At 47.5% G+C, this 23,749-nt stretch carries 20 protein-coding genes; 4 read left to right on the top strand and 16 right to left on the bottom strand.

The genetic code is table 11. The annotated features are described in order from the left end of the window. Positions 1 to 168: 168 nt before the first annotated feature. Together GPL15_RS20165 and uxuA are read right to left on the bottom strand one after the other, a co-directional pair. Positions 169 to 1,017: an SDR family oxidoreductase gene (locus GPL15_RS20165; RefSeq protein ID WP_215700468.1), complete on the bottom strand. Its 849-nt coding sequence runs from the start codon at positions 1,015 to 1,017 to the stop codon at positions 169 to 171. Positions 1,018 to 1,231: 214 nt separating this feature from the next. After that, positions 1,232 to 2,278 (bottom strand): mannonate dehydratase, encoded by a 1,047-nt coding sequence (gene uxuA / locus GPL15_RS20160; RefSeq protein ID WP_215700467.1) that lies wholly within the window; start codon positions 2,276 to 2,278, stop codon positions 1,232 to 1,234. Between the two features lie 201 nt (positions 2,279 to 2,479). Between uxuA and GPL15_RS20155 the strand changes: the two genes are divergently transcribed. After that, positions 2,480 to 3,364 (top strand): AraC family transcriptional regulator, encoded by an 885-nt coding sequence (locus tag GPL15_RS20155; protein ID WP_215700466.1) that lies wholly within the window; start codon positions 2,480 to 2,482, stop codon positions 3,362 to 3,364. A gap of 18 nt (positions 3,365 to 3,382) precedes the next feature. On the opposite strand, the gene GPL15_RS20150 is transcribed toward GPL15_RS20155, so the two are convergent. Continuing rightward, a complete protein-coding gene (locus tag GPL15_RS20150; RefSeq protein WP_215700465.1) occupies positions 3,383 to 3,715 on the bottom strand; it encodes an AzlD domain-containing protein in 333 nt (110 codons plus the stop codon). Beyond that, positions 3,708 to 4,406, bottom strand: coding sequence for an AzlC family ABC transporter permease (locus tag GPL15_RS20145; RefSeq protein ID WP_215700464.1), 699 nt, complete (start codon positions 4,404 to 4,406; stop codon positions 3,708 to 3,710). The genes GPL15_RS20150 and GPL15_RS20145 overlap by 8 nt, the downstream gene beginning before the upstream one ends. Positions 4,407 to 4,901: 495 nt before the next feature. Between GPL15_RS20145 and GPL15_RS20140 the strand changes: the two genes are divergently transcribed. Beyond that, positions 4,902 to 5,807, top strand: a complete 906-nt coding sequence (locus GPL15_RS20140) for a radical SAM protein (RefSeq protein WP_215700463.1) — start codon at positions 4,902 to 4,904, stop codon at positions 5,805 to 5,807. Positions 5,808 to 5,869: 62 nt separating this feature from the next. On the opposite strand, the gene GPL15_RS20135 is transcribed toward GPL15_RS20140, so the two are convergent. The 6 genes from GPL15_RS20135 to GPL15_RS20110 all read right to left on the bottom strand — a co-directional run bounded on the left by GPL15_RS20135 (position 5,870) and on the right by GPL15_RS20110 (position 13,802). Next, positions 5,870 to 7,045, bottom strand: coding sequence for a malic enzyme-like NAD(P)-binding protein (locus tag GPL15_RS20135; RefSeq protein WP_215700462.1), 1,176 nt, complete (start codon positions 7,043 to 7,045; stop codon positions 5,870 to 5,872). Positions 7,046 to 7,118: 73 nt separating this feature from the next. Continuing rightward, positions 7,119 to 8,102 (bottom strand): ABC transporter permease, encoded by a 984-nt coding sequence (locus tag GPL15_RS20130; protein WP_215700461.1) that lies wholly within the window; start codon positions 8,100 to 8,102, stop codon positions 7,119 to 7,121. Next, the gene (locus tag GPL15_RS20125) at positions 8,099 to 9,826 is read right to left on the bottom strand and encodes an HlyD family efflux transporter periplasmic adaptor subunit (RefSeq protein WP_252198527.1); all 1,728 of its coding nucleotides are present in this window, start codon (positions 9,824 to 9,826) and stop codon (positions 8,099 to 8,101) included. The genes GPL15_RS20130 and GPL15_RS20125 overlap by 4 nt, the downstream gene beginning before the upstream one ends. A gap of 4 nt (positions 9,827 to 9,830) precedes the next feature. Continuing rightward, entirely contained in the window at positions 9,831 to 10,670 is an 840-nt protein-coding gene (locus tag GPL15_RS20120; protein ID WP_346345011.1) for a carbohydrate ABC transporter permease, read from the bottom strand. Next, positions 10,667 to 11,542 carry a sugar ABC transporter permease gene (locus GPL15_RS20115; RefSeq protein WP_215700460.1) on the bottom strand — a complete coding sequence of 292 codons (876 nt, stop codon included), beginning with the start codon at positions 11,540 to 11,542 and terminating at the stop codon, positions 10,667 to 10,669. The genes GPL15_RS20120 and GPL15_RS20115 overlap by 4 nt, the downstream gene beginning before the upstream one ends. Continuing rightward, a complete protein-coding gene (locus tag GPL15_RS20110) occupies positions 11,505 to 13,802 on the bottom strand; it encodes a hypothetical protein (RefSeq protein ID WP_215700459.1) in 2,298 nt (765 codons plus the stop codon). The genes GPL15_RS20115 and GPL15_RS20110 overlap by 38 nt, the downstream gene beginning before the upstream one ends. Positions 13,803 to 14,018: 216 nt before the next feature. On the opposite strand from GPL15_RS20110, the gene GPL15_RS20105 reads away from it, so the two are divergent. Both GPL15_RS20105 and GPL15_RS20100 read left to right on the top strand, forming a co-directional pair. After that, a complete protein-coding gene (locus tag GPL15_RS20105; RefSeq protein ID WP_215700458.1) occupies positions 14,019 to 14,702 on the top strand; it encodes a response regulator transcription factor in 684 nt (227 codons plus the stop codon). Next, positions 14,699 to 15,994 (top strand): HAMP domain-containing sensor histidine kinase, encoded by a 1,296-nt coding sequence (locus tag GPL15_RS20100; protein WP_215700457.1) that lies wholly within the window; start codon positions 14,699 to 14,701, stop codon positions 15,992 to 15,994. The genes GPL15_RS20105 and GPL15_RS20100 overlap by 4 nt, the downstream gene beginning before the upstream one ends. A 1,013-nt stretch (positions 15,995 to 17,007) precedes the next feature. Here GPL15_RS20100 and GPL15_RS20095 read toward each other — a convergent pair. The 6 genes from GPL15_RS20095 to GPL15_RS20070 all read right to left on the bottom strand — a co-directional run. Then, the gene (locus tag GPL15_RS20095; protein WP_215700456.1) at positions 17,008 to 17,343 is read right to left on the bottom strand and encodes a cyclic-di-AMP receptor; all 336 of its coding nucleotides are present in this window, start codon (positions 17,341 to 17,343) and stop codon (positions 17,008 to 17,010) included. 62 nt (positions 17,344 to 17,405) lie between these two features. Then, entirely contained in the window at positions 17,406 to 18,728 is a 1,323-nt protein-coding gene (locus GPL15_RS20090; protein WP_252198526.1) for an MATE family efflux transporter, read from the bottom strand. A gap of 295 nt (positions 18,729 to 19,023) precedes the next feature. After that, positions 19,024 to 19,758 (bottom strand): alpha/beta hydrolase, encoded by a 735-nt coding sequence (locus tag GPL15_RS20085; RefSeq protein ID WP_215700455.1) that lies wholly within the window; start codon positions 19,756 to 19,758, stop codon positions 19,024 to 19,026. Positions 19,759 to 20,021: 263 nt separating this feature from the next. Further along, a complete protein-coding gene (locus tag GPL15_RS20080) occupies positions 20,022 to 20,948 on the bottom strand; it encodes a hypothetical protein (protein ID WP_215700454.1) in 927 nt (308 codons plus the stop codon). Positions 20,949 to 21,040: 92 nt separating this feature from the next. Then, positions 21,041 to 21,721: a YjjG family noncanonical pyrimidine nucleotidase gene (locus GPL15_RS20075; protein WP_215700453.1), complete on the bottom strand. Its 681-nt coding sequence runs from the start codon at positions 21,719 to 21,721 to the stop codon at positions 21,041 to 21,043. Between the two features lie 227 nt (positions 21,722 to 21,948). Then, positions 21,949 to 23,749: doubled motif LPXTG anchor domain-containing protein (locus GPL15_RS20070; RefSeq protein ID WP_215700452.1), on the bottom strand; the 1,801-nt coding region annotated here is incomplete at its 5' end.

Here is a 23,749-nt window from a genome sequence, read left to right as displayed (position 1 = left end):
TGAATTTCGAATCAATTTTAAAACGCCGGACGAAAAGATGCCGTTTGGTATCTTCTCGACCGGCGCTGGTTCTGCCTTTTTTACGTCTGTTTTGTTTTAGAACTTCCTGCGTCCGGACGATTCTCTGCGTAACTGCCGTCAGCCAGACTGCGGAAGGAATTTTAACATTTATACCCCTGAATACGCGGAAAATCCACCATCAACCGGTATCACAACCCCATTGACAAATCCAGCCGCCTGATTGTTCAGCAGATACAGCAGCGTTCCATTTAACTCTTCCGCCTCTCCAAATCTGCCCATGGGAGTTGCAGCCAGGATCTTAGCGGTTCTGGCCGTGGCGCTTCCGTCTTCGTTGAACAGAAGCTTTTCATTCTGTTTTGTAACGAAAAATCCCGGTGCGATTGCATTTACACGGATATCGGTTTTGGAAAAATGAACTGCCAGCCACTGGGTAAAGTTGCTGATCGCAGCCTTGGCTCCGCTGTATGCAGGAATCTTCGTAAGGGGTGTGAATGCATTCATGGAAGAGATGTTGACGATATTGCAGCCCTTTCTTTCCACCATATCCTTAGCAAATATCTGGGTCGGCAGCAGGGTTCCGATGAAGTTTAAGTTAAATACGAACTCCACTCCCCCCTGATCCAGATCGAAGAAGGAAACCGTATCCGCCTCAATATCTCCGATTTCAAAATATTCTTTCGTCGTCTGGGCTTTCGCATTGTTTCCGCCTGCGCCGTTGATTAAAATATCACATGGACCTAAATCCACCAATACTTTGGCATGGGTTTCTTCCAGGCTGTTTCTGTCCAGCACATTTGTTTTGTATGCCCGGGCAGCGCCGCCTGCCGCCTGAATCTCATCCGCTACCTGTTTAGCCGCTTCTTCATTCAAATCCAGCACAGCCACTTTCGCACCTGCCTCAGCAAGGGTTTTTGCGAACATACCGCAAAGAACTCCGCCTGCGCCTGTTACAACCGCCACTTTACCTGTTAAATCTGTTCCGAATGATAATCCCATGATAAATACCCGCTTTCCTTTTCTATTTTTGCCGTCGCTGCGGCCCTGTTAAAATTTCGCCGCAGCTTATTGGCTGTTAAATATTTCCTTATAAAATAGTTCCGTCTCATAATTAACGCTTCATAATAATTTTTGCTTTATGTTTTCTGCCTCATAATTTCTGCTTTATGATTTCCGTCTCATAATTTCTGCTTTATATTTCCACCCGGCAGAATCAGCTCATTTTCTCAATCGCTTCCCATAATCCGTTGATATAGGTTGCCCCAAGGGCCCGGTCATAAAGGCCGTATCCGGCGCGTCCCGTCTCACCCCAGATCATCCGTCCGTGATCCGGTCTCACATATCCCGTAAAACCATTGTCATGGAGCGCTTTTAAAATAGCGAACATATCCAGGGAACCGCAGCTGGAAAGGTGTGCCCTCTCTTCAAAACCATTGTCCAGAACAGCCACATTTCTCACATGGGCAAAATGGATTCTGCCCATAGCCGCATATTTTCCTGCCATCCTGACAACATCGTTCTTTCCGGAGCATCCAAGAGAACCGGTGCAGAGCGTGATTCCGTTATGGGGATCATCCACCAGTTTCAGGAATTTGTCCAGGTTCTCCTCACAGGTGATGATTCTTGGGAGGCCGAAAATGCTCCAGCATGGATCGTCCTCGTGAATGGCCATATTTACATCGCATTCGGCAGCTACCGGAATAACCGCTTCCAGGAAATATTTCAGGTTGTTCCAAAGGTCCTCTTCGCTCATGGCGTTGTATTCCGCCACAACCGCTTTTAATTCATCCCTGGTGTAGCTGGAATCCCAGCCGGGAAGGGTTAAATCACTTTCACTTTCCAGCGGGTTCACCTGATCCACCTGTTCCTGGTAATAGACAAGGGATGTGGAACCGTCATCCAGAACATGGTCTAACTGGGTTCTCGTCCAATCGAATACAGGCATGAAATTGTAGCAGATACATTTGATTCCCGCCTCTGCCACACGGCGGATATTTTCACAGTAGTTGGCAATATATTTGTCCCGGTTCGGTTTGCCCAGTTTGATATCCTCATGCACCGGTATGCTTTCAATCACGTCAAAGGCAAGCCCTGCGTCCTCCACCATTTTTTTCAGCCTGGCAATGCTCTCCCTGCTCCACACCTCGCCTACGGGCACATCATAAACCGCCGTTACAATTGAATTCATCCCCGGTATCTGTCTGATATTCTCCAGGGTCACCTTATCGTCTTCGCCATACCATCTGAATGATAATTTCATCTTTTCCTCCATTCCGCCGCCCTAACGGCTCTGCTCAAACCGCTCCTGCTCTTCTCTTGAGCAGTTTCACGTTTTCTTGTTTCTGGTCTCATTATAACAAAACTGCCTCCAAATACCATTGAGATAATTGCCGTTCACATTGCAAAAGTTGCTGTAATGCACTATAATAAATACAATCATTACGATCAGAAAGGAACCCTGATGAAAAAAGATCTCTCCACCGGATTTGATACCAGGCAGTATATGATGCCCGGGGATTATGAAATTTTTTACTACAGCGACGCCAAAATCAACCGGATTTCAGCCCATTCCCACAGCCATTATGAATTCTATTTTTTTATGGAAGGCGATATGGATTACGAAGTGGACGGGATCACCTACTCCCTCCAATATGGGGATTATATGCTGATTCCCCCTGACATCCTTCACCAGCCCCGTTTTCACAGCGGCGATATCCCTTACCGGCGTTTTGTTTTCTGGATGAATCCGTCCTATTTTGACAAACTCTGCCAGATTGGACGGGATTTTGCCTATGGTTATGATTATGCCCTGAAAAACCAGCATTATCACTTCAGGCCGGATTTTATTACGGCACAGGAAATCCAGGGCCGTCTTTTGGATTTGATCGAAGAATGCAATGGAAACCGGCCCTTTAAAGAGATGCAGAGCCAATTGATGAGCGCATCCTTTCTGCTCTATATCAACCGTTTAAGCTACGATCTCCTCCACCAGGTTCCTGCCTCTTATGAAAATGTGCTTTACCTGAATTTGTGCGACTATATCAACAATCATCTGGACGAGGACCTCTCTTTAGAACAGCTTGCTTCCTTCTTTTATGTGAGCAAATACCATATTTCCCACATTTTTAAAGATAACATGGGCATTTCCCTTCACCAGTACATCACTAAAAAACGGCTCCAGGCAAGCAAAAACGGAATTCTTTCCGGAATTCCCTTTGGACAGGTCTATCAGCAGTATGGTTTTAACGATTACACCAGCTTCTACCGGGCGTTTAAAAAGGAGTTCGGCGCTTCCCCAAAAGAATTTAAAGAACAACATAAAATGCCGGAGGACTACGTTATGTAGCCCTCCGGCAGCGCCGTTTCAGGCAAATACCACCTGAACCAATATCATGTAAATCACCGTACCCGCTCCGATGCTGAGAAGGGAATTGCCCTTCCATCGGTGAAGGACAACGATCAGCGCCACAGCGATCAGTTCCGGCAGAGAATGAGGGTATGCCTGGAAGGAAATCCCCTTGAGACAATACACCACCAACAGCCCGATTGTGGCATAAGGAAGGGTCTTTCCAAGAAATTCCACATACCTGGGCGTCTTTTTTCCGGCCGGAAACAAAAGAAAAGGAAGAAAACGGGTGATGGCCGTACCTGCCACAAGAGCCGCGATTATCAATATTCCCAGAGTTACATCATTCATTTCCCTTCTCCCCCTTCTTATATTTAACGGTCAGTATCACCAGAATCAAAACCATGGACGGTATGATAAAGGCATCCGCTCCCCAGATCATCAGGCAGGCCACTGAGGCCAGCACACCGATTACTGCAGAGACATGTCCTTCTCTGGCCTTCCACTGATCCACAAAAATCACGATAAACAATGCGGTCAGGGCAAAATCCAGCCCTGTGGTATCAAAGGTTATCAGATTGCCCAGCAGCGCCCCGATCAAAGTTCCTGCCACCCAGTAACACTGGTCCAGCAGAGAGGCCCACAGATAAACCCAGTCTTTGTCAAGGGTTCCCGGCACCCTCTCATTGCACAAAACGGAAAATGTTTCGTCCGTCAGGGCGAAGATCAGATACGGTTTGAATTTTTTCACATCCCTGTATTTGTCCAGCATGGATATCCCATAGAATAAATGACGGGCGTTTATCATCAGGGCCATTAAAAAAGCGGTTATGGGGCTGACGGCCGCCACCAGCAGGGTGATTCCCACATACTGCAGGCTTCCAGCGTACACAAAGACGCTCATTGCCAGCGCCCACCAGATCCCATATCCATTTACATTCATTAAAATTCCATATGCCGCTCCCAAAAACAAATACCCCACCATGACCGGTACGGTTCTCGGAAACGCATATTTTAAAGCCGCCGTCCTTTTATTTTCCATAATAATCTCCATTCCAGAGCGTTTTTTTACACAACTACTGCGAAACGCAATTATTGCGTTTCGCAAATATTGCGTTTCGCATATATTGTATTTCGCATATATTGTGTTTCGCATATATTGTGTTTCGCATATATTGTGTCTCGCATATATTGTGTTTCGCATATATTGTGTCTCGCATATATTGTGTTTTTCATATATTGTGTTTCACATTTATTGTGTTTCACATTTATAACGTTGCACATTTATAACGTTGCACATTTATTGCGTTACACATTTATAACGTTACACATTTATTACGTTGCACATTTATTACGTTACGCAAATTCCGTTGTCCGCTCCCTTTTGTCTTGCGTAATTGAGCCAGCTTTCGTATACTAGAATAGGCTTAAAAACTATTTTTTCAACAGCTATAAACCCCTCTCTAAAAAAGCCATTAAAAATCATTTTACAGAGAATCCGATTCTTTGTCAATCAGATAAGAAATGAGGTTGTCCAATGAACTATCAATCCTGCGAATTATGCCCCAGAAAATGCCGGGCTGACCGGACAAAAACTACAGGTTACTGTAAAAGCGGCTCCCAAGCAAAAGTCGCCAGGGCCGCTTTACATATGTGGGAAGAGCCCTGTATCAGCGGCAGAAACGGCAGCGGAACCGTCTTCTTTTCAGGCTGTACCCTGGGCTGCTGTTTTTGTCAGAACTACTCCATCAGCCAGGAAGGGTTCGGAAAAGAAATCACAGTCAATCAGCTTGCGGACATTTTTCTGCGCCTCCAGGACCAGGGGGCTCATAATATCAACCTGGTGACCGCCTCCCAGTTCCTGCCCTCTGTCATCAAAGCCCTTGACCTGGTGAAACACCGGCTGTCCATCCCCGTGGTCTATAACACCGGAGGGTATGAACGCACAGAGGCCATTGACCTGTTAAACGGTTACGTGGATATCTGGCTGCCGGATTTTAAATACTACAGCGGCGAACTGGCCAAACGCTACTCCAACGCTCCCGATTATTTTGAAACCGCATCCCAGGCCGTCGCCCATATGATAGAAATAACCGGTTCCCCTGTTTTTGACTGCCAGGACCCCAAAATTCCCATGATGAAAAAGGGCGTCATCATACGCCACATGGTCCTGCCCGGATGCAGGGCCGATTCGTCTGCCATCCTGCGCTGGATTGCCGGAAATCTGCCCAAAGGCCGGTATTATATCAGCCTTCTGAGCCAGTACACGCCCTTTTACCACAGTAAGGACCATCCTGAAATCAACCGCCGGATCACGTCTTATGAGTATCAAAAAGTGGTGGACCTGGCCCTTGAGCTGGGGCTTGACCAGGGTTTTATGCAAGAAAAAAGCAGCGCGAAAGAAGAATACACGCCGCCCTTTAATCTGGAAGGAATCCAATAACTCACCGAAACAGGGCCGGGGATGATAGGGATATCACCGCCCGGCCCCGCCGTAAATCCTCATTATTTTCTCACAGCGCCTGATTTTACCGCCGCTTCCGCTATCCTTTTTGCCACATGAGGGGCCACTCTCGGATCCAAAGCCGCCGGAATGATATATTCCGCGCAGAGTTTTTCCGGTTCAACCAGTTCGGCAATCGCGTAGGCTGCCGCAACTTTCATCTCATAGTTAATATCCCTGGCTCCCGCATCCAGCGCACCTCGGAAAATTCCCGGGAATGCCAATACATTGTTGATCTGATTTGGGAAATCGGAACGCCCTGTCCCCATAACCTTAACGCCTGCCGCAACCGCTTCCTCATACATGATTTCAGGAGTTGGGTTTGCCATGGCAAATACCACCGGATCCTGGTTCATCGTTTTGACCATCTCCGGTTTCAGCGCGCCTGCCACGGACACTCCGATAAACACATCGGCTCCGACCAAAGCGTCGGCCAGGGTTCCCCTCTTATCCTCCAGATTGGTGATTTCACAGAGCATCTTCTTGTGATCTTTGATTCCTATTTCACGTTCTTTATATAAAATTCCATTCTCATCACAGGCGATGATATGCTTCACCCCTGCTGCAAGAAGCATTTTAATGATAGCCGTTCCCGCAGATCCCGGACCATTTAAAACTACATGGATCTCTTCCATCTTCTTGTCCACAACCTTTAACGCATTGATTAAAGCTGCCGTAACAACAATGGCCGTACCATGCTGGTCATCATGAAATACAGGAATATCCAGTTCTTTTTCCAGCCTCTCCTCGATCTCAAAACACTTGGGTGAAGCGATGTCTTCCAGGTTGATTCCGCCAAAGGTGGGGGCCAGGTACTTTACGGTCTTTATGATCTCTTCCGTATCTGTGGTATCCAGGCAGATGGGGAAGGCGTCCACATTGCCAAAGGATTTAAACAATATGGCTTTTCCCTCCATCACCGGCATGGCCGCTTCCGGCCCGATGTTTCCAAGTCCTAAAACGGCGGTTCCATCGGATACGACCGCCACCAGGTTGCCTTTTGCCGTATATTTGTAAACGTCTTTTTTATCCTCGTGGATTTTTCTGCACGGTTCTGCGACGCCGGGCGTATAGGCTGTGCTCAAATCATCCCTGGTCTGAACCGGCACCTTGCTCACAATGCCGATCTTTCCTTTGTTTTCTTCATGCAGCTTCAGTGCTTCTTCATTGTAATTCATAATTTCCTCCATTCTGAAATGTTTCTTTCTTACTTAAAAGAATACCAAATACAGAAGGATTTGTAAAACATTTTCACCTGAAAGTCATGGCCAAAACCGCCAGAAAGGACGATCCTATGCCCACCGCTGCCCTTTTTACCACAAAGGCCGGCCAATACAGATCCATGAGTTTAAAAAGCTGGGTTAAACACCCTTTTATTTCTCTATATTTATTGACCCAAAAATCAAAATCCGACCACCGGGTCGGAATGAACTCCTGGGGAACCGAAGCTCCCCCCCGGCTGAGGAGAAAGAAACAAACCATTGCGGAAAATACAATTAAAAATACAGGAATCACGTCCATGGCATCCCGTTCCCTGTACTGCCTTCCAAACTCATATATGCCGCAGAAAAAAAAAGAAGCGGCGGCCAGATATACGAAGAACATAGTTCCCGAAAAGAAAAGAGCCCCGTCCGCGCTGAGGGATTCCGAATCAATCCCATAGCGGAATAAAAGCTTCTGTACCTCCATTTTACCGCTCTCCCCTTCCCCATAATCGAAAAGGAGAGATTCAAATGCCGGCTGGCCGGAAGAAGGCAGCAAAACCAGGTTTTTCTTTTCTTTCATCACTCCGCGTATTTTATAGGTTTTATCCATACAGAGAAGTTCCATTCCCACCACCTGGCCGGAACCGAATAATTCCATGGCAAGGCCCTGGCTGACTACACACCCTACCTTGTCCTTTGCAGATCCAAAGTTCCCGGCATATAACGGCAGAGGCGCCGCCAGCCCTTTTTCTCCATAAACGGTCATGCATTCAGCTATAATTTTCTTACCCGGCGTATTGGCTTTCACTTCCACCCCTTCTTCCATCCGCCAGGCTGCAAAACGGGGAAGCTTCCACTCTGCCGCCTCTTTTTCCCCGTCTTCCATTTTTTCGATGGCCTTCTGATCCGGCCCTTTTCCATCCGGGTAATGCAGGAAAACCTGGCCGCTGTAACCGCGCAGGGAGAAACCGGCCGCCAGACCGATTCCCAGAAAGATAACCGCCGCCATTATGGCTGTCCATCGTCTCATTGCGTCACCACCCGTACCCGGTCTCCTTCACCGACCGTTTTATTTCCGGATATGATCAGCTTGGTTTCCGGGCTTATGGCTCCTGAAACGGCTGCCGACGTGCTGCTCATTTCCAGCACTTCCAGATGTATTCTCACTGCAGTTAACTCTTCGCCCAATATGGTCTTTTTCGGCTCCGCTGCCAGACAAAAATATCCTGTGCTGTCTTCTCTTAAAGCCTCAATGGGGATAACTGTGGGATAGGGCCCTGATTCCATCCTGATTTTAAAACCGGCATTTCCACCGAGCACTCCCTGGCCTTCCTGCATAACCGCCGTTATTTCCGCCTCATCGCTGCCGGTCATCTGGTTCACCATCCCGATCTCAGCTTCTATCCCTTTTTGTTCTCCCGGATTCTTTACCGTCATTTTCAGCCCCGGCTTTATCAGCTTTGCATCCTCTTTATTGATCCGGGCTTTCAGTAAAAGGGCTCCGCAGGCCATCTTTATCTGTTTTCCCTGGGAAATCAGTTCTCCGTCTTTCAGCTCCGAATCCACGATAATGCCGTCAGTCAAAGCGAAAATCATTCCCTCCTGGCCGATCAGGCCATTGATTTTCTCCAGCTTCTTTTCAATCTCCCGGATATCCAGTTCCATGGACCTCTGCCTCAGACGGGACGCCTCTTTCTGTGCCTGTTCCTCAGCCATAGTACCCGCATCCGAAACCCTGGCATTTTCCAGCTTCTGCATGGACTGGTACAGCGCTTCTTCCAGAGAGTTTACCTTCCGCTCTGCCTCTTTTAACTTATCTTCCTCCGCTTCAACGGCCGTCTCATAATTCTTCCTCAATTCTTCCTTCGCCTCTTCACTGCCGTAATCCACATCCTCATAATCCTCTTCCGCCGCATACATCCTGGCTCTGGCTTCTTCCACCAGCACATCCTGTTCTTCCTTTATTTCCTCCAAATCCTCCTCTGCCCTTGCAAGCTCCAGTTCCGCATCGGCGATGTCCTCTTCCGGTTCATCCTTTTCAATCAGTTTATCCAGCTTCTTCTGTTTGTCGCTCACTTCCCGCTCCGCACGCTTTACCGCCGAATCCCGGCTGATCCTGGCCGTCTCATAGGAACGTCTGGCGCTTTTATACGTGCGTTTGGCATCCTCTTTTACCTCTTCCCTGGATCTGCCCAGCTTTCTCTGATATTCCTGTTTTAAATCGGCTGTTTTTACGGCATATTCGTCCTTCGCCTCCAATAAATCCTGTTTTCCAAGCTCCAGCGCTTTTTGATCCGCTTCAACGGCCTGAAGCGCCAGGGTTTCCTGGGTCACTCTCGGTATGGGGGACGATGACAGCCGTTCCTGTTCCAGCAGAATCCTGGCCTTTTCCAGCTCCAGTTCCAGAGCTTCCTTTTCTTCTGTCAGGGATTCCATCTGAAGGGATAGAACGCCTTCACCGGCCTTCACTTCCTGCCCCGGCTGTTTTTCCACTTTTCCAACCTTCATCCCTTCCGGAAGGCTTATGTACACCATATCATCCGCCGTATAAGTTCCATCACCTGTAAACTCATAGACGACCACCCCTTGTCCTGCCAGTCCGGTCTGTACTTTCGCTACCGTTACCGCATCCATCACCCTGGATAAAAAAGTGAGGATCACCATGGATACAAGAAAAATGGCTAATGTCTTTTTGCACCAAACTCCAATTTTTTCTTTATCGAATTTTTTCCTGTCCGTCTTATTTCGATCCATTTTCTCATTCCTTTATTCCGGAAGCAGCAATTCCCTGCTCTAAATTTCCCTGTCCCAGTATGAACAGGGTGACCGGCAATATCATCATAACAATTGAGGCCGCCCAAGCCACCCCTGCTTTATCCGCCGTAATCTCCGGTAGGTAAAGGGACAGCGGCCATAACCGTCTGTCTTTTAAAAATGCCATCGGCTGTTCAATCGCATTCCAGTACTCCAAAAACCCCAAAACAAGGGCGGAAACAATTCCCGGTATCCCCAAAGGAATCCCGACTTTAAAAAATATGGTAATTTCCCCGGCCCCGTCCAGTTTGGCCGCTTCCAAAAGAGGTGTTGGGATGCCCTCAAAGAACTTCGTCATAATAAACACCGGAAAAGTGGAAAATATCCCCGGCAGAATCACCGCAAAGTGGCTGTTCAGCAGATTCATGTTTTTAAGCACCAGATAGTTCGGCACCATGGTCACCTGAAATGGGAGAACCATTAAAACAATATAAAGAAAGAATAAGGCCCTTTTTCCCCGAAAAGAAAAATTGGCGAATCCCCAGGCGGCGGGAAGGGCGATGAGCATCTGGCCCGCTAAAACAGCTCCTGTCTGAAAGCAGGAATTCCAAAACATCACATAGAATCCCGGTGAATCGATGAGCAGCTCCACATACGGCCTGAGGGTGGGATAAGACGGAAGGAATGCCTGCTTTACCGGCCCTGTTCCGCTTCCGAATATCACAGCAAACCGGTCCAGCATCTCACTTTCCGACATCAGGGAATTTCCTGCCATCATGAGAAGCGGAAGCCACACAAGAATGCTGAAGCATATGAGGATCACCTTGACGCAGACCTTTTTCACTCTTCCATCCCCCTCTTCTTTCGTCTGCCCGCCAGAATATACAAAATGACGGGAACCAGCACTACGGCTTCTATCAGGACGGAAGCGGCGCTCATTTTTTGAATGTCCATGGACACAAACCAGTTGTTAAACAGATGCTGCAGCATATATATGCTCTCATCCGGGTAATCTCCTGCGACCAAGTAGGCTTCACGGAATACCTTAAAGGAATTTACCACTGACAGGATACCCGCCAGCAGCACCGTGCGCCTCAGCCCCGGCATAGTGATGTAGATAAATTTCTGGACCACGCCGGCCCCGTCCACTTCCGCCGCTTCATACAGCTCTCCGGAAATCCCATCCAGTCCGGCCAGCCAAAGCACCATGTCATACCCTGTATTTTTCCATAAATAAGTGGCGGCCAGCACATAAAACGCGCTCTTCCCGCCCATCCAATCCTTTCCCGCCGCCCCAAACAGCAGTAATATCTGGTTCAGAATCCCTTTATTGTGAAATACCAGTTTCCACAGCAATACAATGGAGGCCACAGGTATGGCCATGGGCAGCAGGATGCTGGTCTTGTAAAGCCCCGCCCCATTTTTAGCCGCCCGTACTAAGAGCGCTAGCAGTAAAGACAGCGCCAGCAGCGCAGGGATACAGACCGCAGTGAAACGGAACGTATTCCAAACAGCCAGACGGAATGCCTGGCTGTTTAAAACCTCTCTGAAATTACGAAGGCCTACAAATCTGCCTCCAACTGCCTGATAGAAAGATCTGAATACCACATTCAGAAAAGGGGCCAATACAAAAACAGAAACTCCAATCAGGCTGGGAGCCAGAAAAAGAAATGCTTTTTTATTCTGAGAAATACAATTTCGCTTTGTTTTCCGCATTCTGGGCCGCCTGCTCAAGCGACAGGGTCCCGTCAAACAATCCTTTTGTCTCATCTATGATAATCCCCAATAATACACGGTCCACGACGATCGGATGGTCTGCATCCTCCGCCAGCCGGAATATCTGTTTCTTCTCTTCATAATTTGGCCATTCTCCTGACAACTCATATCCATCCCCTCCTGAAACACCGATGGAATACATGCTGGTCTTTTTATCAATCATCCATTCCTCAATCCCTTTGGTATTGACGGGAAGCCCATCCGTTAAATCACTGCCCTGCACCTCGCTTCCCACCACATACTGTACGAATTGGCGGGCCAGTTCCAGGTTTTTGCTTCCTTTATTAATCCCCAGGATTCCGACCGGCATGTAAGAGCGGTTCACAGGCTGGAGGGTAAAATGATTCTTTTTAATGACCGCAAACGGAAGCATCATATCACTGAGGCCTTTGATATTTTCAATGGCAATGCTGGATTTACCGGTATCCACCCGGTCATATTCACCGATTGAAAAGCCTCCCTTTCCGAAAATCATGTTATAAACGCGGCCTTTGCCCGAATCTTCATCCTCATCAAAAATGGCTTTCGCCCCACAGGCTTCTCCTACTATCTGGACGGTTTCCAAAAGCTCCTTGATCTTTCCCGGAACCAATTGTTTACTGTCCTGATCCACAATTTCATCATAGGTCAGACTGATCATCTGACGCAGCAGGTTTTCGTAATTGGTCTTGGGCCGGAGCGGTTTATTGGCCGGATTCTGCTGATAAGCCCGTATGGTTTCCAATGATCCCAGGCTGTCTATGGCCTTCTGGTCTCCATAGGACGCCAGCAGAATCATTCTGGCGGGAATCTGGTAAAGGCTTCCGTCCTCTTCCATAAAAGGCCTTGTCACGTTATCTAAAAGTTCTCCTGAATCAATCATGGGTTTTAAAAGATCCTTCATATCATCCAAAACGCCTTTTTCTATATAGGAATCCACAGGCAGTCCGTCCAATATGAGGATATCCGCCCCATTTCCGCCTAAAATCTCCGTGTTAAGTGTCCGGATCGTATCAGAAACCGTGGTACTTCCCGATGCCTCACTGCCGTCTATCAGCTCTACGATGACGTCCGGGTTGTTGAGCTGGAACATGGATGCGGCCTGGCGGATTGTATCATTTTCACTGAGATCCAGGCCATATACGGTCAGCGTTTTGCTCGGTACGGCAGGCATCTCCGGATCAAACACATAATGTTTGATTTCGTCACTGTCCGCAGTTCCCAGCAAAACATAGAAATCATCCTCAGTCCCCACAAACAATTTATTAAGGCTGGCGCTTGGCATGCTGAGGGAATTCAATTTTCCGTCCACAACTGTTTCCCAAATGCTCCCTCCCAGATTCATATGGTGAATGCCTTCCGCATTCAATACATAAAAACCATTTTTCCGGTCGGATGCCATGGCTGAAAAATGATCGCCATATTCTGATTTGGATTGGAAGGGATAATTCGCCTTAGCCATTCCTGACTGTTCCTTCACGCTATATTCCAGAAAACCATTATCGCCGATTGTCATATAGACATCTCCGTACAGGAAACCGCCCTGACGCCAGTCCATGGAACTCCACTGCTGGGGCATGGAGAAAATTTCGACTCCATCCTGTGTATAAGCGGTGGTTTTATCTTTATCGGACATCAAAATAGTCCCGTCAGCCATGATCCCATAATAATCGGGATGCACCGCGTAATATCCGCTTTCTTTTTTTACGGATAAAATATCTTCCAACAGTTCTTTCGGCGGCTGCCCTTCTTCCAGCTTCAGCAAATGCGACCTGTAATCTTCCATATCATTGTAAGCCACATAGCGGATGCCATCCTGTCCGTATATCATATTAAAACCATAAGGAAATTTCACTTCCTCTAAAAATGACGTTTCCTGTTTTTCCCACTTGCCGTCACGGAGCTGATAACGGCTGTATTCACTCTCATTATTCATATATAATTCCAGAGTGCCGTCATCCAGCTGTATGATATCCGCAACCATATCACCTGCCCCTCCCGGAACAGCGATATTGCTCTCCGCGTACCTGCCCTTAGCCGTTATTTCCCCCTGTGGGCTGGTTTCCCCGGCCTCTGCCGCTTTGCTGGTATTCGCAGATAAATCTGTATCCGCAGATATATCTGTGTCCGCATCTGTATTTGATCCGAGAGAACATCCTCCCAGCAGGCCGGCAGCCATGCTCACTGCCAGCGCAATCGGTATGATCTGTTTTTTTCTCATAATTTTCCTCCAATCCATGTTTTTCGTATCTGCCATCATCATATCAAATACTTCTCTAAAAAATCTGTAAAACAGAATAAAAATTTAGACGGTTTTTTCGGTCAGGAAGATGAGCCGTCTGAACTATTACTAAATGGAAACAATTTCTTTTAGGTTTTTTAGAGATTTGTCTGTTATAATGAAGAAATAAATCTATTTAAAGATGAGGAAATTATCATGAGAATTCTATTGGTCGAAGATGATAAAGAATTATGCGATACGGTCAAACTGCAGCTGATCCATGCGAATTATGAAACGGATGCCTGCTATACCGGCCAGGATGCCTTTTACTACGCTGCCGGGCACCCTTACGATGTGATCATTTTGGACCGCATGCTGCCGGGAATCGATGGGATCAGCCTGTTAAAAAGCCTGAGAAGGCAGCAGATTTCCACCCCTGTGATTATCACCACTGCCCTGGACGGAATTAATGACAGAATTGACGGACTGGACGCGGGAGCAGACGATTATCTGGTAAAACCTTACGCGGTGGAAGAACTTCTGGCACGAATCCGCGCCCTGACCCGGCGCCCGGCCAGACTGGAACCCGCATTATGCAAATCCTTCTCGAATATCTCCCTGGATGCGGACAGACATGAATTGACCGGCCCTGGGGGCACTGTCACCCTCAGCAAACGGGAAGCCGCGCTTTTAGAATATCTGATCCGGAATGCCAATCAGATTCTGCCCAGAGGATTAATTCTTTCCTACATATGGGGGCCTGATTCAGAAGTGGAAGAAGGCAACCTGGATAATTATATCTATTTTTTAAGAAGGCGTTTGAAATCCGTACAAGCTCTGGTACAGATTAAAACCATACATGGCGTGGGGTACCGGCTGGAAGAGGGAGGCGCTGCATGATAAAAAAACTGCGGCGGCAGCTAACCGCGCTCTATACCGTCACCACCGGCCTGATCCTGACTGCGGTTGTGATCGGAGTTTTGCTAGTCAGCGCCAAAGACGCCCAAAAAAAGAATCTGGACAATTTTCAGAATAACATCTTAAACATCACTTCCCGTATCCAATCGGGAACAGGCATAGACTGGACCTGGCTTTCCAAAACAGAAAGCAGAAACGGGCTGATCATACATATTGAAGATAATGGTTTCCCTCTCCTGTATAATGGAAGCTGGCAGCCATTGACCGGCCGCGCCGTCCTGATTGACCGCGCCTGGGAATATGCGCGTTCGGAAGGGATCAGTACCGAACGCGCGCCGGTATCCTCTTCCTTTCTCCGCAGTTCTGTTTTTACGGTTTCCGGAGACTTCAATGACACATACTATGCCTCTGTCCTGGTTTTCCCCTCCCAGAAGGGATTCCAAAGCCTGACCCTGTTATCTTATCAGGACCCGGCCGCCTCCAGCCTGTATAAGCAGCGGTTTTTCCTGCTGTTTTTGGAAATTGCGGGCATTGCAGGCCTTTTTGCAGTCAGTTGGTTCTTTGTGGGAAGATCTTTAAAACCCATTGAGGAGAGCAGAAAAAAACAGAACGAATTTATTGCCGCCGCCTCTCATGAACTACGTTCCCCTCTTTCGGTTATCCGTTCCAGTTTATCGGCCGTTACCGCTGCCCCGGACCGGCAGGAACAGTTTTTGAAAAACATTGACAATGAATGCTGCCGCATGTCTCATCTGATCAATGACATGCTTCTCTTAGCTTCCGCGGATACCGGAACCTGGAGTTTCCATCCGGAAAGTCTGGATATGGACACGCTGCTCATTGACATCTACGAGTGTTTTGAGCCGCTTTGCCAGGAAAAGGGGTTAAAACTGGATCTCTTGCTGCCGGAAACTCCCCTGCCCCATGTCAGGGGCGATAAACAGCGCCTGCAGCAGGTGTTCACCATTCTTTTGGACAATGCCATGACTTATTCTCCCGTCCAGGGAACCATAAGGATACAGGCTGAATTGAACCACAAAAAAAACAGCCTCATCATAGGGGTGGAGGATGAAGGCTGCGGAATACCCGATGAATTAAAAAAACACGTATTCGAACGCTTTTACCGGGCTGATGATTCGAGAAACAACAAACAGCATTATGGGCTGGGGCTCAGCATCGCCAAAGAACTGATGCTGCTCCATAACGGTTCTATTGCCGTTACTGACGGCGCCGCCGGAGGTTCCCGTTTTATCCTCCGCCTGCCCATCAAGTAAATGCAGAAACAAAATAAGAACGAGTATCGATTAATTATTACCTTCGATACTCGTTCTCAAACTATTTCGTCCATTGGAGTAATACCTCACAATTCTTTAGTATGCTGTACATCGTCTTATCATTTGTTGATATGTACATTTTCTTTATTCAGTTTTTCCATTTACCTCTGCTATTACCTTTTTGAATCTTTTTTCTTTTACATCTTTTTTCTAAGTGTTATCTTTAGCTTTTCGAAATTTCTTATCGCACCAGCAATACTTTCTCGTCATATCACCAAACGATCCATTTCGTATTTCATTCGATAAACAAATCTTAGATTTGATTCTCTTTTGTTTTTGCTTTGGTAGATTGGTTTGTCCTATTGTTCAGTTTATTCAAGTAATAAACTAAACGAAGCTTAATATTTTGGTGGTCCGTACCTCCTTGTTTAGATTTTGTTTTGTATTTCTTTTTGTTGTCTTTATTATATCCAATAGCCTTGCATTTGTCAATACTCTTTTTTGCATTTTTATTATTTTCAGACTATTCTCATTATTGTTCACAGCCCACGCTGGCGGACCCGGCCTGACGGCCGTGCCACTTTGCGGGGCTCCGCCTTCCGCCGTTTGAACGATTTTTGCAGGCCATCGACAACTCTTAGACTGGAAGGGGATAGAAATAAGGGGGAAAATCTGACCTTCAAAGTCAGATTTTCAGAGGACCTGAATCGAGAAGGCCTTCAGGACTTCTCGATGAATGTCATCGGTCCCCTTGTTTCTATCCCCTTCCGGTCTTAGAGTTGTCCTGGCCGAAACTATGAGTTCAAACGGCGGAAGGTGGAGCCCTGCAAAGCGGCACGGCCGTCAGGCCGGGTCCGCCAGCGTGGGCTGTGAACAGTCACCTATTCTCTCATTTTCGAACAATTAATATCTTTTTCTGCGGTAAAATAGAAAACCGGCCCCCTAAATCGCCAAAGGCTGAATCAGGTAACCGGCTTCTCTTCACAAAACCGGCTTATAAAAGCCGGCTGTTATTATATTTTCTCAAAACGTTCTACATCTGTAACAAATATTGTGGCTCCGCCAAGCTCTACAGTCATAGGCATCATCATGTATCCGGCTGAGATTGATCCGATATTAGGCGCAGGAACGTTGCAGGTGATTCTCTGGCGCTTTCCACAGGTGTCCTTGATCAGTTCGATCGCTTCATCTACTTTATCATCATCTGTACCTACCATCAGTGTGGAGTTGCCCTTTTTCAGGAATCCTCCGGTAGTTGCCAGCTTTGTAACACTGAAATGATGTTCATTCAGCACATCCGTCACCCTGGTACCATCGTCAGAACTTACGATTGCGTAAATAATCTTCATACCTATCACCTCTCATTTTTATTGTTTTCAATAATTATAAAGCTTTCAGAGCAAAATGTACACTATATTTTGCGAATTTTATAAAAATAGTAAGGAACTATCGGTATTAATGCCGCAATCCAGGCCATGGGATCTGCAAAACAGACACCGGCAAAACTGACCTTCCCGGACACCACCATGATCACCGCAGCCCTGGCAATCAGCTCAAATACGCCTCCCATCATGGGCACCAGGCCGTACCCAAGCCCCTGCAGCGCATTGCGGTAAAGGAATATGCTCCCTAACAGGGGATAACACCAGGCCACTGTCCTGAAATAAACTCTGGCCGCTTCAATCACATCCGTTTGAGATCCTGATATAAAAATCCTTATCAAATAGGTTCCCCAGAAATGGATCACCCCAATCATGGCCACACTCCAGATCAGAATCATGATCTGGGTTTTTTTGACGCCTTCATGCACCCGTTCAATCTTGCCTGCTCCCCGGTTCTGGCCCACATAGGTTGCAATGGTAGCGCCGAAGGAAACAAATACAGTGGATACAATATTCTGTATCTTTCCTGCTGCCGAGAATCCGGCCATATACACCGCGCCATAGATATTAACAGCTCCCTGTACAATTATGGTCCCGATTGCAGTGATGGAAAACTGAAGCCCCATAGGGATTCCCAGTCCCAAAAGCCGTCCTATGCTGGCCCAGGAAAAACGGAAATCCGCTTTTTTCAATTTCAGGATTTCAAATTTCTTCCCAATGTAAATAAGGCAGAGCAGGGCTGAGATGCCCTGGGCGATTACGGTCGCATACCCGCAGCCCACAACCCCCATATCCAGGGATACAATAAATACAATGTCCAGCACTACATTGATTATAGCGGAAATAATCAGGAAATACAGCGGGGACTTGCTGTCGCCAAGGGCCCTCAATACCGCCGCCAGCGCATTATAAGCCGCCGTAACAGCCAGGCCTGCATAAATAACCGCCATATAGCCTCCGATATCGCCAATAATATCTTCCGGCGCATTCATCATCCTGAGGATTGGGTAATTAAATGCCATCAGCCCCACCGTCATCACTACCACAAAGGCCAGGCAGAGGTAGACGGACATGGCCATATAATGCCTCATGTTATCATATTTTTTAGCGCCGAAACACTGCGCAACTAAAATCGCAAAACCGCTGGTAAGTCCGTTGAGCCAGCCGATCACAAGGAAAATCAAGGAACCTGTGCTTCCGATGGCAGCCAGGGCGTTCACTCCGATAAATCGGCCGGCGATGATGGAATCCGCCAAATTATAAAATTGCTGAAATATATTTCCCAGGCACATGGGGATCATAAAGCGTATAATCAGACGGGCCGGGCTGCCGGAGGTCATATCATTTGTCATAACGGTATCTCCTCAATATGTTTAAATAGCAAACTGTTTCATACAAAAACGCCAGATCACGGTAATCATCATCTGACGTTAAAAGTTACACCTTATTATAAGTGATATGGCAAAAATTGCAAGTATTTTTTGTGCCTGATTTTCCTCGTTTTTCCGCTAATTTTTTGTTAATTTTTAAGCAACTACTTGATTTATCCAATGCGTTTCCTTAAAATATCTTATGTAATAATTCTTCTTTAAACCGGCGCATGTCATTTTCCCATGCGCTGGTTTTTTATTGCCTTTTAATCTCCATTCAACTGCCGGCAATCTTCCTGATATCCCCGGCCAGATGTTCAAAAGCTTCCAATACAGGAGTGTGGCCAATTTGTGGGTAGCTCACCCATGGACAGCCGCCCAGATCCTGTCTCAGCCTCTTCATGGATCTGCGGGACAAAACCCGGTCTTTACCGCTGACGATCAGGAACACATGGCTTTTTACAGGCCCGGTCCGAAAAGGATCCACGGCCATTTCCGCCAAAAGAAGTGCCGCTGTCAGAGGATCCCCTTTTTTCGCATCCAGACAGATCAGCTCATCCATATCCTGACTCCGGTTAATGGTGGCCAATGACAATAGCCGGTAAATCCGTTTTGAAACTCCATAAGGCAGCAGGCGCAGTATCCAGATTCCCGCCCATACCAAAGGCAGCAAAAACAGCGCGGGCAGCAGTTTGGGCACTCCGCCGTAAGCCGGATTGATCAAAATTACCGTATATTTCTTCTTGGGTAAAAAACGGTTCAGCGCCCTTAAAACCACCGCGCCTCCCATGGAATGGGCGATGATCACATCCGTTTCATGGGATTTGAGATAACAGGCCAGCTCTTTGGCATAACAATCCAGAATCAGCTGTTTAAATACTGCCGGGCTGTCTCCAAACCCCGGAAACTCATAACATGTGGTCTCATATCCTTTCAGCGCATCCTTCAGCCGCTCATAGCGGGCCGCCGAATGCATCCATCCGTGTAAAATCAATATGTGCTTTCTTTTCATTTTCTCCTGTCCTATAAATAAACTGTTAACATACCATAAAAAAATCGTTAAAGAGCGGCCTAACCCCTTCCATTCCGGTTCAAAAGCCGTTACAATAGGAAATGTCAAAAGACCTTAGTAATGTCATGTCACTCTTTTGGCCGGTTAAACAGCCCCCCTAATTTTTTAATTTATAATAAAAGACAAAAGACCGTATTGTTCATTCATACGGTCTTTTGTTTTGGCCTTTTTCCGGGCTCATCTTCTTCAAGCGGGATTGTTTCTCAATAATTTTTAGCATGTTCTGTTATCAATATGGCTTTTGCAGTCAGCTCTCCATTTTCACTGCTGTCATAGATAACCTGAACCTGATCACCGGAGTGGAGAACCATCCAATGGTCTCCGGCTGCGTCCAGTACCGGGGCCTCCCCGCGTTTTACCTGATAGGTTATCCCGGTGGTGTCCCCGTCACCTAATTCATATCGGCAGTTCAGGCGGAAACTGAGTTCCCAGCCGCTGTCTTCCTTTTTAATGTTGTCCACAGTTCCCAACGGAGTGGATTCATACCCTTCAGCCTTCAGCTTTTTCGCATAGGACTGGTAGAGAACAGCATTGACAGAAGCTTCATTTTTATCCGCCATCTTGTATTTTTTATCTCCGGTCACCAAATAGGATCCGGAATAGTGGATCTCCTGGCTGGTTCCGTCCGTAAATTTCAATGTGAGCACCGTAACCATTCCAACGGAGCTGACATCATAGTTTTCATCCAATGGCTCCAGTGTTATCTGGTCCAGGCCTGTTAAAATATCTCCGATTATCTCGGGAGATGTAAATGTTACGCCGTTCTCCTTCCCGTGGCTGAAGCGGGGAGGCTGGGTATTATATCCGATTTCAACCGGATATGACTGGATAAATCCGGGCACCCATGCGCCGCTTTCATCCACCTTTTTTCCATCCGGTGTGATCGTGTCCTGAAGCATCCAGCCGTCCTGATTAAAATAATACCACTTCTGTCCGATCTGTTTCCAACACTGGGCAGGATAACTTCCATCGTCTTCCTGATACCACCAGCTGCTCACTTCCGCCTGGTTTTCAGGGCCATACATATTCTTTTTCTCCTCATCCTGCTTCCAGCTTCCGGCATAGGACACCATAGATGCGCTGAGTGACAGAAGCACAACGGCTGTCAGTAATTTCACGGTTTTTCTCACGGGCTTCACCTCCTGCTTCTATTATAAAACAAACTCCCCTTATCAGACCACAGGAAAACCCAAAAGAAACACTTACGATTTATTAAAGATTCTCATCCGCAGAGGGGGATTAGCTCTTCTAAGCTGGTGACCATATAAGTGCATCCTGCGCCGTCAGCATCTTTTCCCTTCAGGTTCACCCAGCAGGTATCAATTCCCACTCCATTTCCTCCGGCTATATCGGTTGTAAGGGAATCTCCGATCATTAACGCCTCCCTGCGGTCAAAACCTTCTATGCGGCTCATAACATGCTCAAAAAAAGCCTTCTCCGGCTTTTGAATACCGATGTCCTGGGAAGTAAATACACCTTCAAAAAATGGAGACAACCCCGACAGTTCCAATCTCCTAAGCTGGGTCTTTGTCACTCCGTTGGTGGCCGCAAACAGCCGGTGGGAGGCAGAAAGCAGGCGACAGAGTTCCAATGCTCCATCAATCAACTGGGCGCCGTTACCCAAAAGTTCCCTGTACCTCCGCTCCCACTCCTCACCATCTGCAGAGACTCCAAAACAGGCCATGGTTTCAGCGAACCTTGTATTCAGCACCTCCGGCTGGCCGATCTTCCCCTTCTCATAGTCTGACCATAATCTGGAATTGATGGAATGGTAGGTCCGGCGGACTTCATCTGTAAACGGATGGCCCTTGGATTCAAACAACTTTTTCAGAGAATCGGCTTCATTGGCATCAAAATCCAGCAATGTCCCGTCTAAATCAAACAACAGTATTTTATATCCCATAGTTCAGCTCCATTCTGTAACGTATAATCTTTAACGCAGTTTTCGCATCGGACGGACATCCAGTGCTCCTTGACCGGCCTTTTGGGTCAGGAAGATCAGCCGCCTGAGTTGTTACAATTATATCGGTTATTTTCAAAGAAAGCAACAGCCTGCGTCAGATAAAAAGTATCTGACGCAGGCTGCTGTGCTTTGCTGTTAAATTTTATCACCGTGGGTGATTTCTGCTGTTAATTCTCTTCTTCCTTCTTTTTAGCCACAATCGTATAGGCGGAAAGCAGTAAACCGGATAAGATCAGCATCCAGCCTGACGCGCCTGTACGGTTTCCAGTCTTAGGCAGCGCCGCTAACGGAACTAATCCGTCGTCAATCACCGTCATATTATTGGTATCCGGCACATCCGCCATGGGAACTTCTGACGGAGGAATCGTTACTGCTGCTCCCGGACCGTCACTGCTTCCCGATGCATTGTAGTTGGGGCCGCCGCCGGTGCTGCCGCCGCCACCGCCGCCGCCGGAAGGTCCTGCATAACGCCACTGTGCCACATAGGTAACATTGCCTGTCACAGTATCCGCTACCACAGGATTCCAGCCGTCAAATACATAACGTCCTGAACCTGTTGTACTTCCGTTAAAGGAAGGCGTCTTATCATTATAGCTTAAACCGCTGTGAATCTGTACCCCAAATGTACCGCGGGTTCCCGGTTCATACGTTACCGTGAACTGCTGCTTAAAGTAAAGTTTCAATACCAGGCTTCCGTCTCCTGCAATGGTTCCCTCATATACATTGGATGCCGCAGTATCCAAAATATAGCCTGCTGCCGGGGACTTATCAGCATCGGTAACAGCCGCTTTCTCGTCCGTTCTGCCGCTTCTCACCTGAGCGCTGCTGGCAGCCGCAGGATAAGCTCCCTGGCTCTGGTAATAGAATTCTACCGTATATTTTGTAGAATCTTTTGTGTTCCAGGTTGCCACATAAACTGCATCCTGTGTAACCTGGGCTGTAACCGCCGGTGTCCAGCCGCCGAATTCATATCCGGCAGCTCCTGTGATCTGGCCGTTGAATCCAGGAGTTGCATCGCCATACCCCAGGGAATCATAGGTCTGTTCGCTAAAGGTTCCGTGCGTTCCGGGCTGGTATTTAACCGTGAACTGCTGTTTGAAGTATACCTTCAATACAAGGCTTTCGTCCCCTTTAATCACACCGGATAATACATTTCCGGCTTCTCCGTCATAGATATATCCGCTTCTTGCCGGGGTCATATCGGCTGCATCTGCTTCTGCCAGGGTGTCTGTAGTTCCCCGCTTCAAAGCATATTCATCGGCTGTGCCGCTGTATGTTCCGGCATTTTCATAGTAGTACTCTACTTTATACCCGGTATCTTCGTTGGCCGCCCACTGGGCTGTATATACGGCATCTTCCGTTACCGTATCCGCGACCTCAGGCGCCCATCCCATAAAGGTGTATCCAGCGTTTCCTGCTGCGGTTCCCTTAAACTCCGGGGTCGCCGCATTGTAATCCAGGTTCTCTGTAGTCTCAGCCTTAAAGGTTAGGCTTCCGTCTCCGGCGATGGTTCCGGATAAGACATTTCCGGCTTCTCCGTCATATACATAACCCTCTTTTGACGGGATCTTATCGCTGGCAGTTACCTCGGCCAATGTTCCGGTCGTTCCGGTTTTCTTCGTATACTCTTCGGTTGTATCTGCGTATACTCCCGCATTTTCATAGTAGTACTCTACCTTATACTCGGTATCTTCATCGGCTGTCCACTGGGCCACATAGACGGCATCTTTCGTTACCGTATCCGCAACCTCAGGCTCCCAGCCTGCGAAGGTGTATCCGGCGTTTCCTGTTGTGGTTCCCTTAAATCCAGGGGTTGCCGTGTTGTAATCCAGGTTCTCTGTGGTCTCAGCCTTAAAGGTTCCCTGGGTTCCCGGTTCATAGGTTACGCTGAACTGCTGTTTAAAGTATACTTTCAGCACCAGGCTTCCGTCTCCCGCGATGGTTCCGGATAATACATTTCCGGCTTCT

The organism is Clostridium sp. MCC353 (genome assembly GCF_018785315.1).
Lineage (GTDB): Bacteria > Bacillota > Clostridia > Lachnospirales > Lachnospiraceae > CHH4-2.
Note: the sequence above shows the minus strand (reverse complement) of the source record. Positions and strands in the feature narration are given on the sequence as shown.

Coding starts and splice junctions, on each gene's coding strand:
- GPL15_RS20165 (WP_215700468.1), bottom strand. CDS start 1,017: ATGGGATTATCATTCGGAACAGATTTAACAGGTAAAGTGGCGGTTGTA.
- uxuA (WP_215700467.1), bottom strand. CDS start 2,278: ATGAAATTATCATTCAGATGGTATGGCGAAGACGATAAGGTGACCCTG.
- GPL15_RS20155 (WP_215700466.1), top strand. CDS start 2,480: ATGAAAAAAGATCTCTCCACCGGATTTGATACCAGGCAGTATATGATG.
- GPL15_RS20150 (WP_215700465.1), bottom strand. CDS start 3,715: ATGAATGATGTAACTCTGGGAATATTGATAATCGCGGCTCTTGTGGCA.
- GPL15_RS20145 (WP_215700464.1), bottom strand. CDS start 4,406: ATGGAAAATAAAAGGACGGCGGCTTTAAAATATGCGTTTCCGAGAACC.
- GPL15_RS20140 (WP_215700463.1), top strand. CDS start 4,902: ATGAACTATCAATCCTGCGAATTATGCCCCAGAAAATGCCGGGCTGAC.
- GPL15_RS20135 (WP_215700462.1), bottom strand. CDS start 7,045: ATGAATTACAATGAAGAAGCACTGAAGCTGCATGAAGAAAACAAAGGA.
- GPL15_RS20130 (WP_215700461.1), bottom strand. CDS start 8,102: ATGAGACGATGGACAGCCATAATGGCGGCGGTTATCTTTCTGGGAATC.
- GPL15_RS20125 (WP_252198527.1), bottom strand. CDS start 9,826: ATGGATCGAAATAAGACGGACAGGAAAAAATTCGATAAAGAAAAAATT.
- GPL15_RS20115 (WP_215700460.1), bottom strand. CDS start 11,542: ATGCGGAAAACAAAGCGAAATTGTATTTCTCAGAATAAAAAAGCATTT.
- GPL15_RS20110 (WP_215700459.1), bottom strand. CDS start 13,802: ATGAGAAAAAAACAGATCATACCGATTGCGCTGGCAGTGAGCATGGCT.
- GPL15_RS20105 (WP_215700458.1), top strand. CDS start 14,019: ATGAGAATTCTATTGGTCGAAGATGATAAAGAATTATGCGATACGGTC.
- GPL15_RS20100 (WP_215700457.1), top strand. CDS start 14,699: ATGATAAAAAAACTGCGGCGGCAGCTAACCGCGCTCTATACCGTCACC.
- GPL15_RS20095 (WP_215700456.1), bottom strand. CDS start 17,343: ATGAAGATTATTTACGCAATCGTAAGTTCTGACGATGGTACCAGGGTG.
- GPL15_RS20090 (WP_252198526.1), bottom strand. CDS start 18,728: ATGACAAATGATATGACCTCCGGCAGCCCGGCCCGTCTGATTATACGC.
- GPL15_RS20085 (WP_215700455.1), bottom strand. CDS start 19,758: ATGAAAAGAAAGCACATATTGATTTTACACGGATGGATGCATTCGGCG.
- GPL15_RS20075 (WP_215700453.1), bottom strand. CDS start 21,721: ATGGGATATAAAATACTGTTGTTTGATTTAGACGGGACATTGCTGGAT.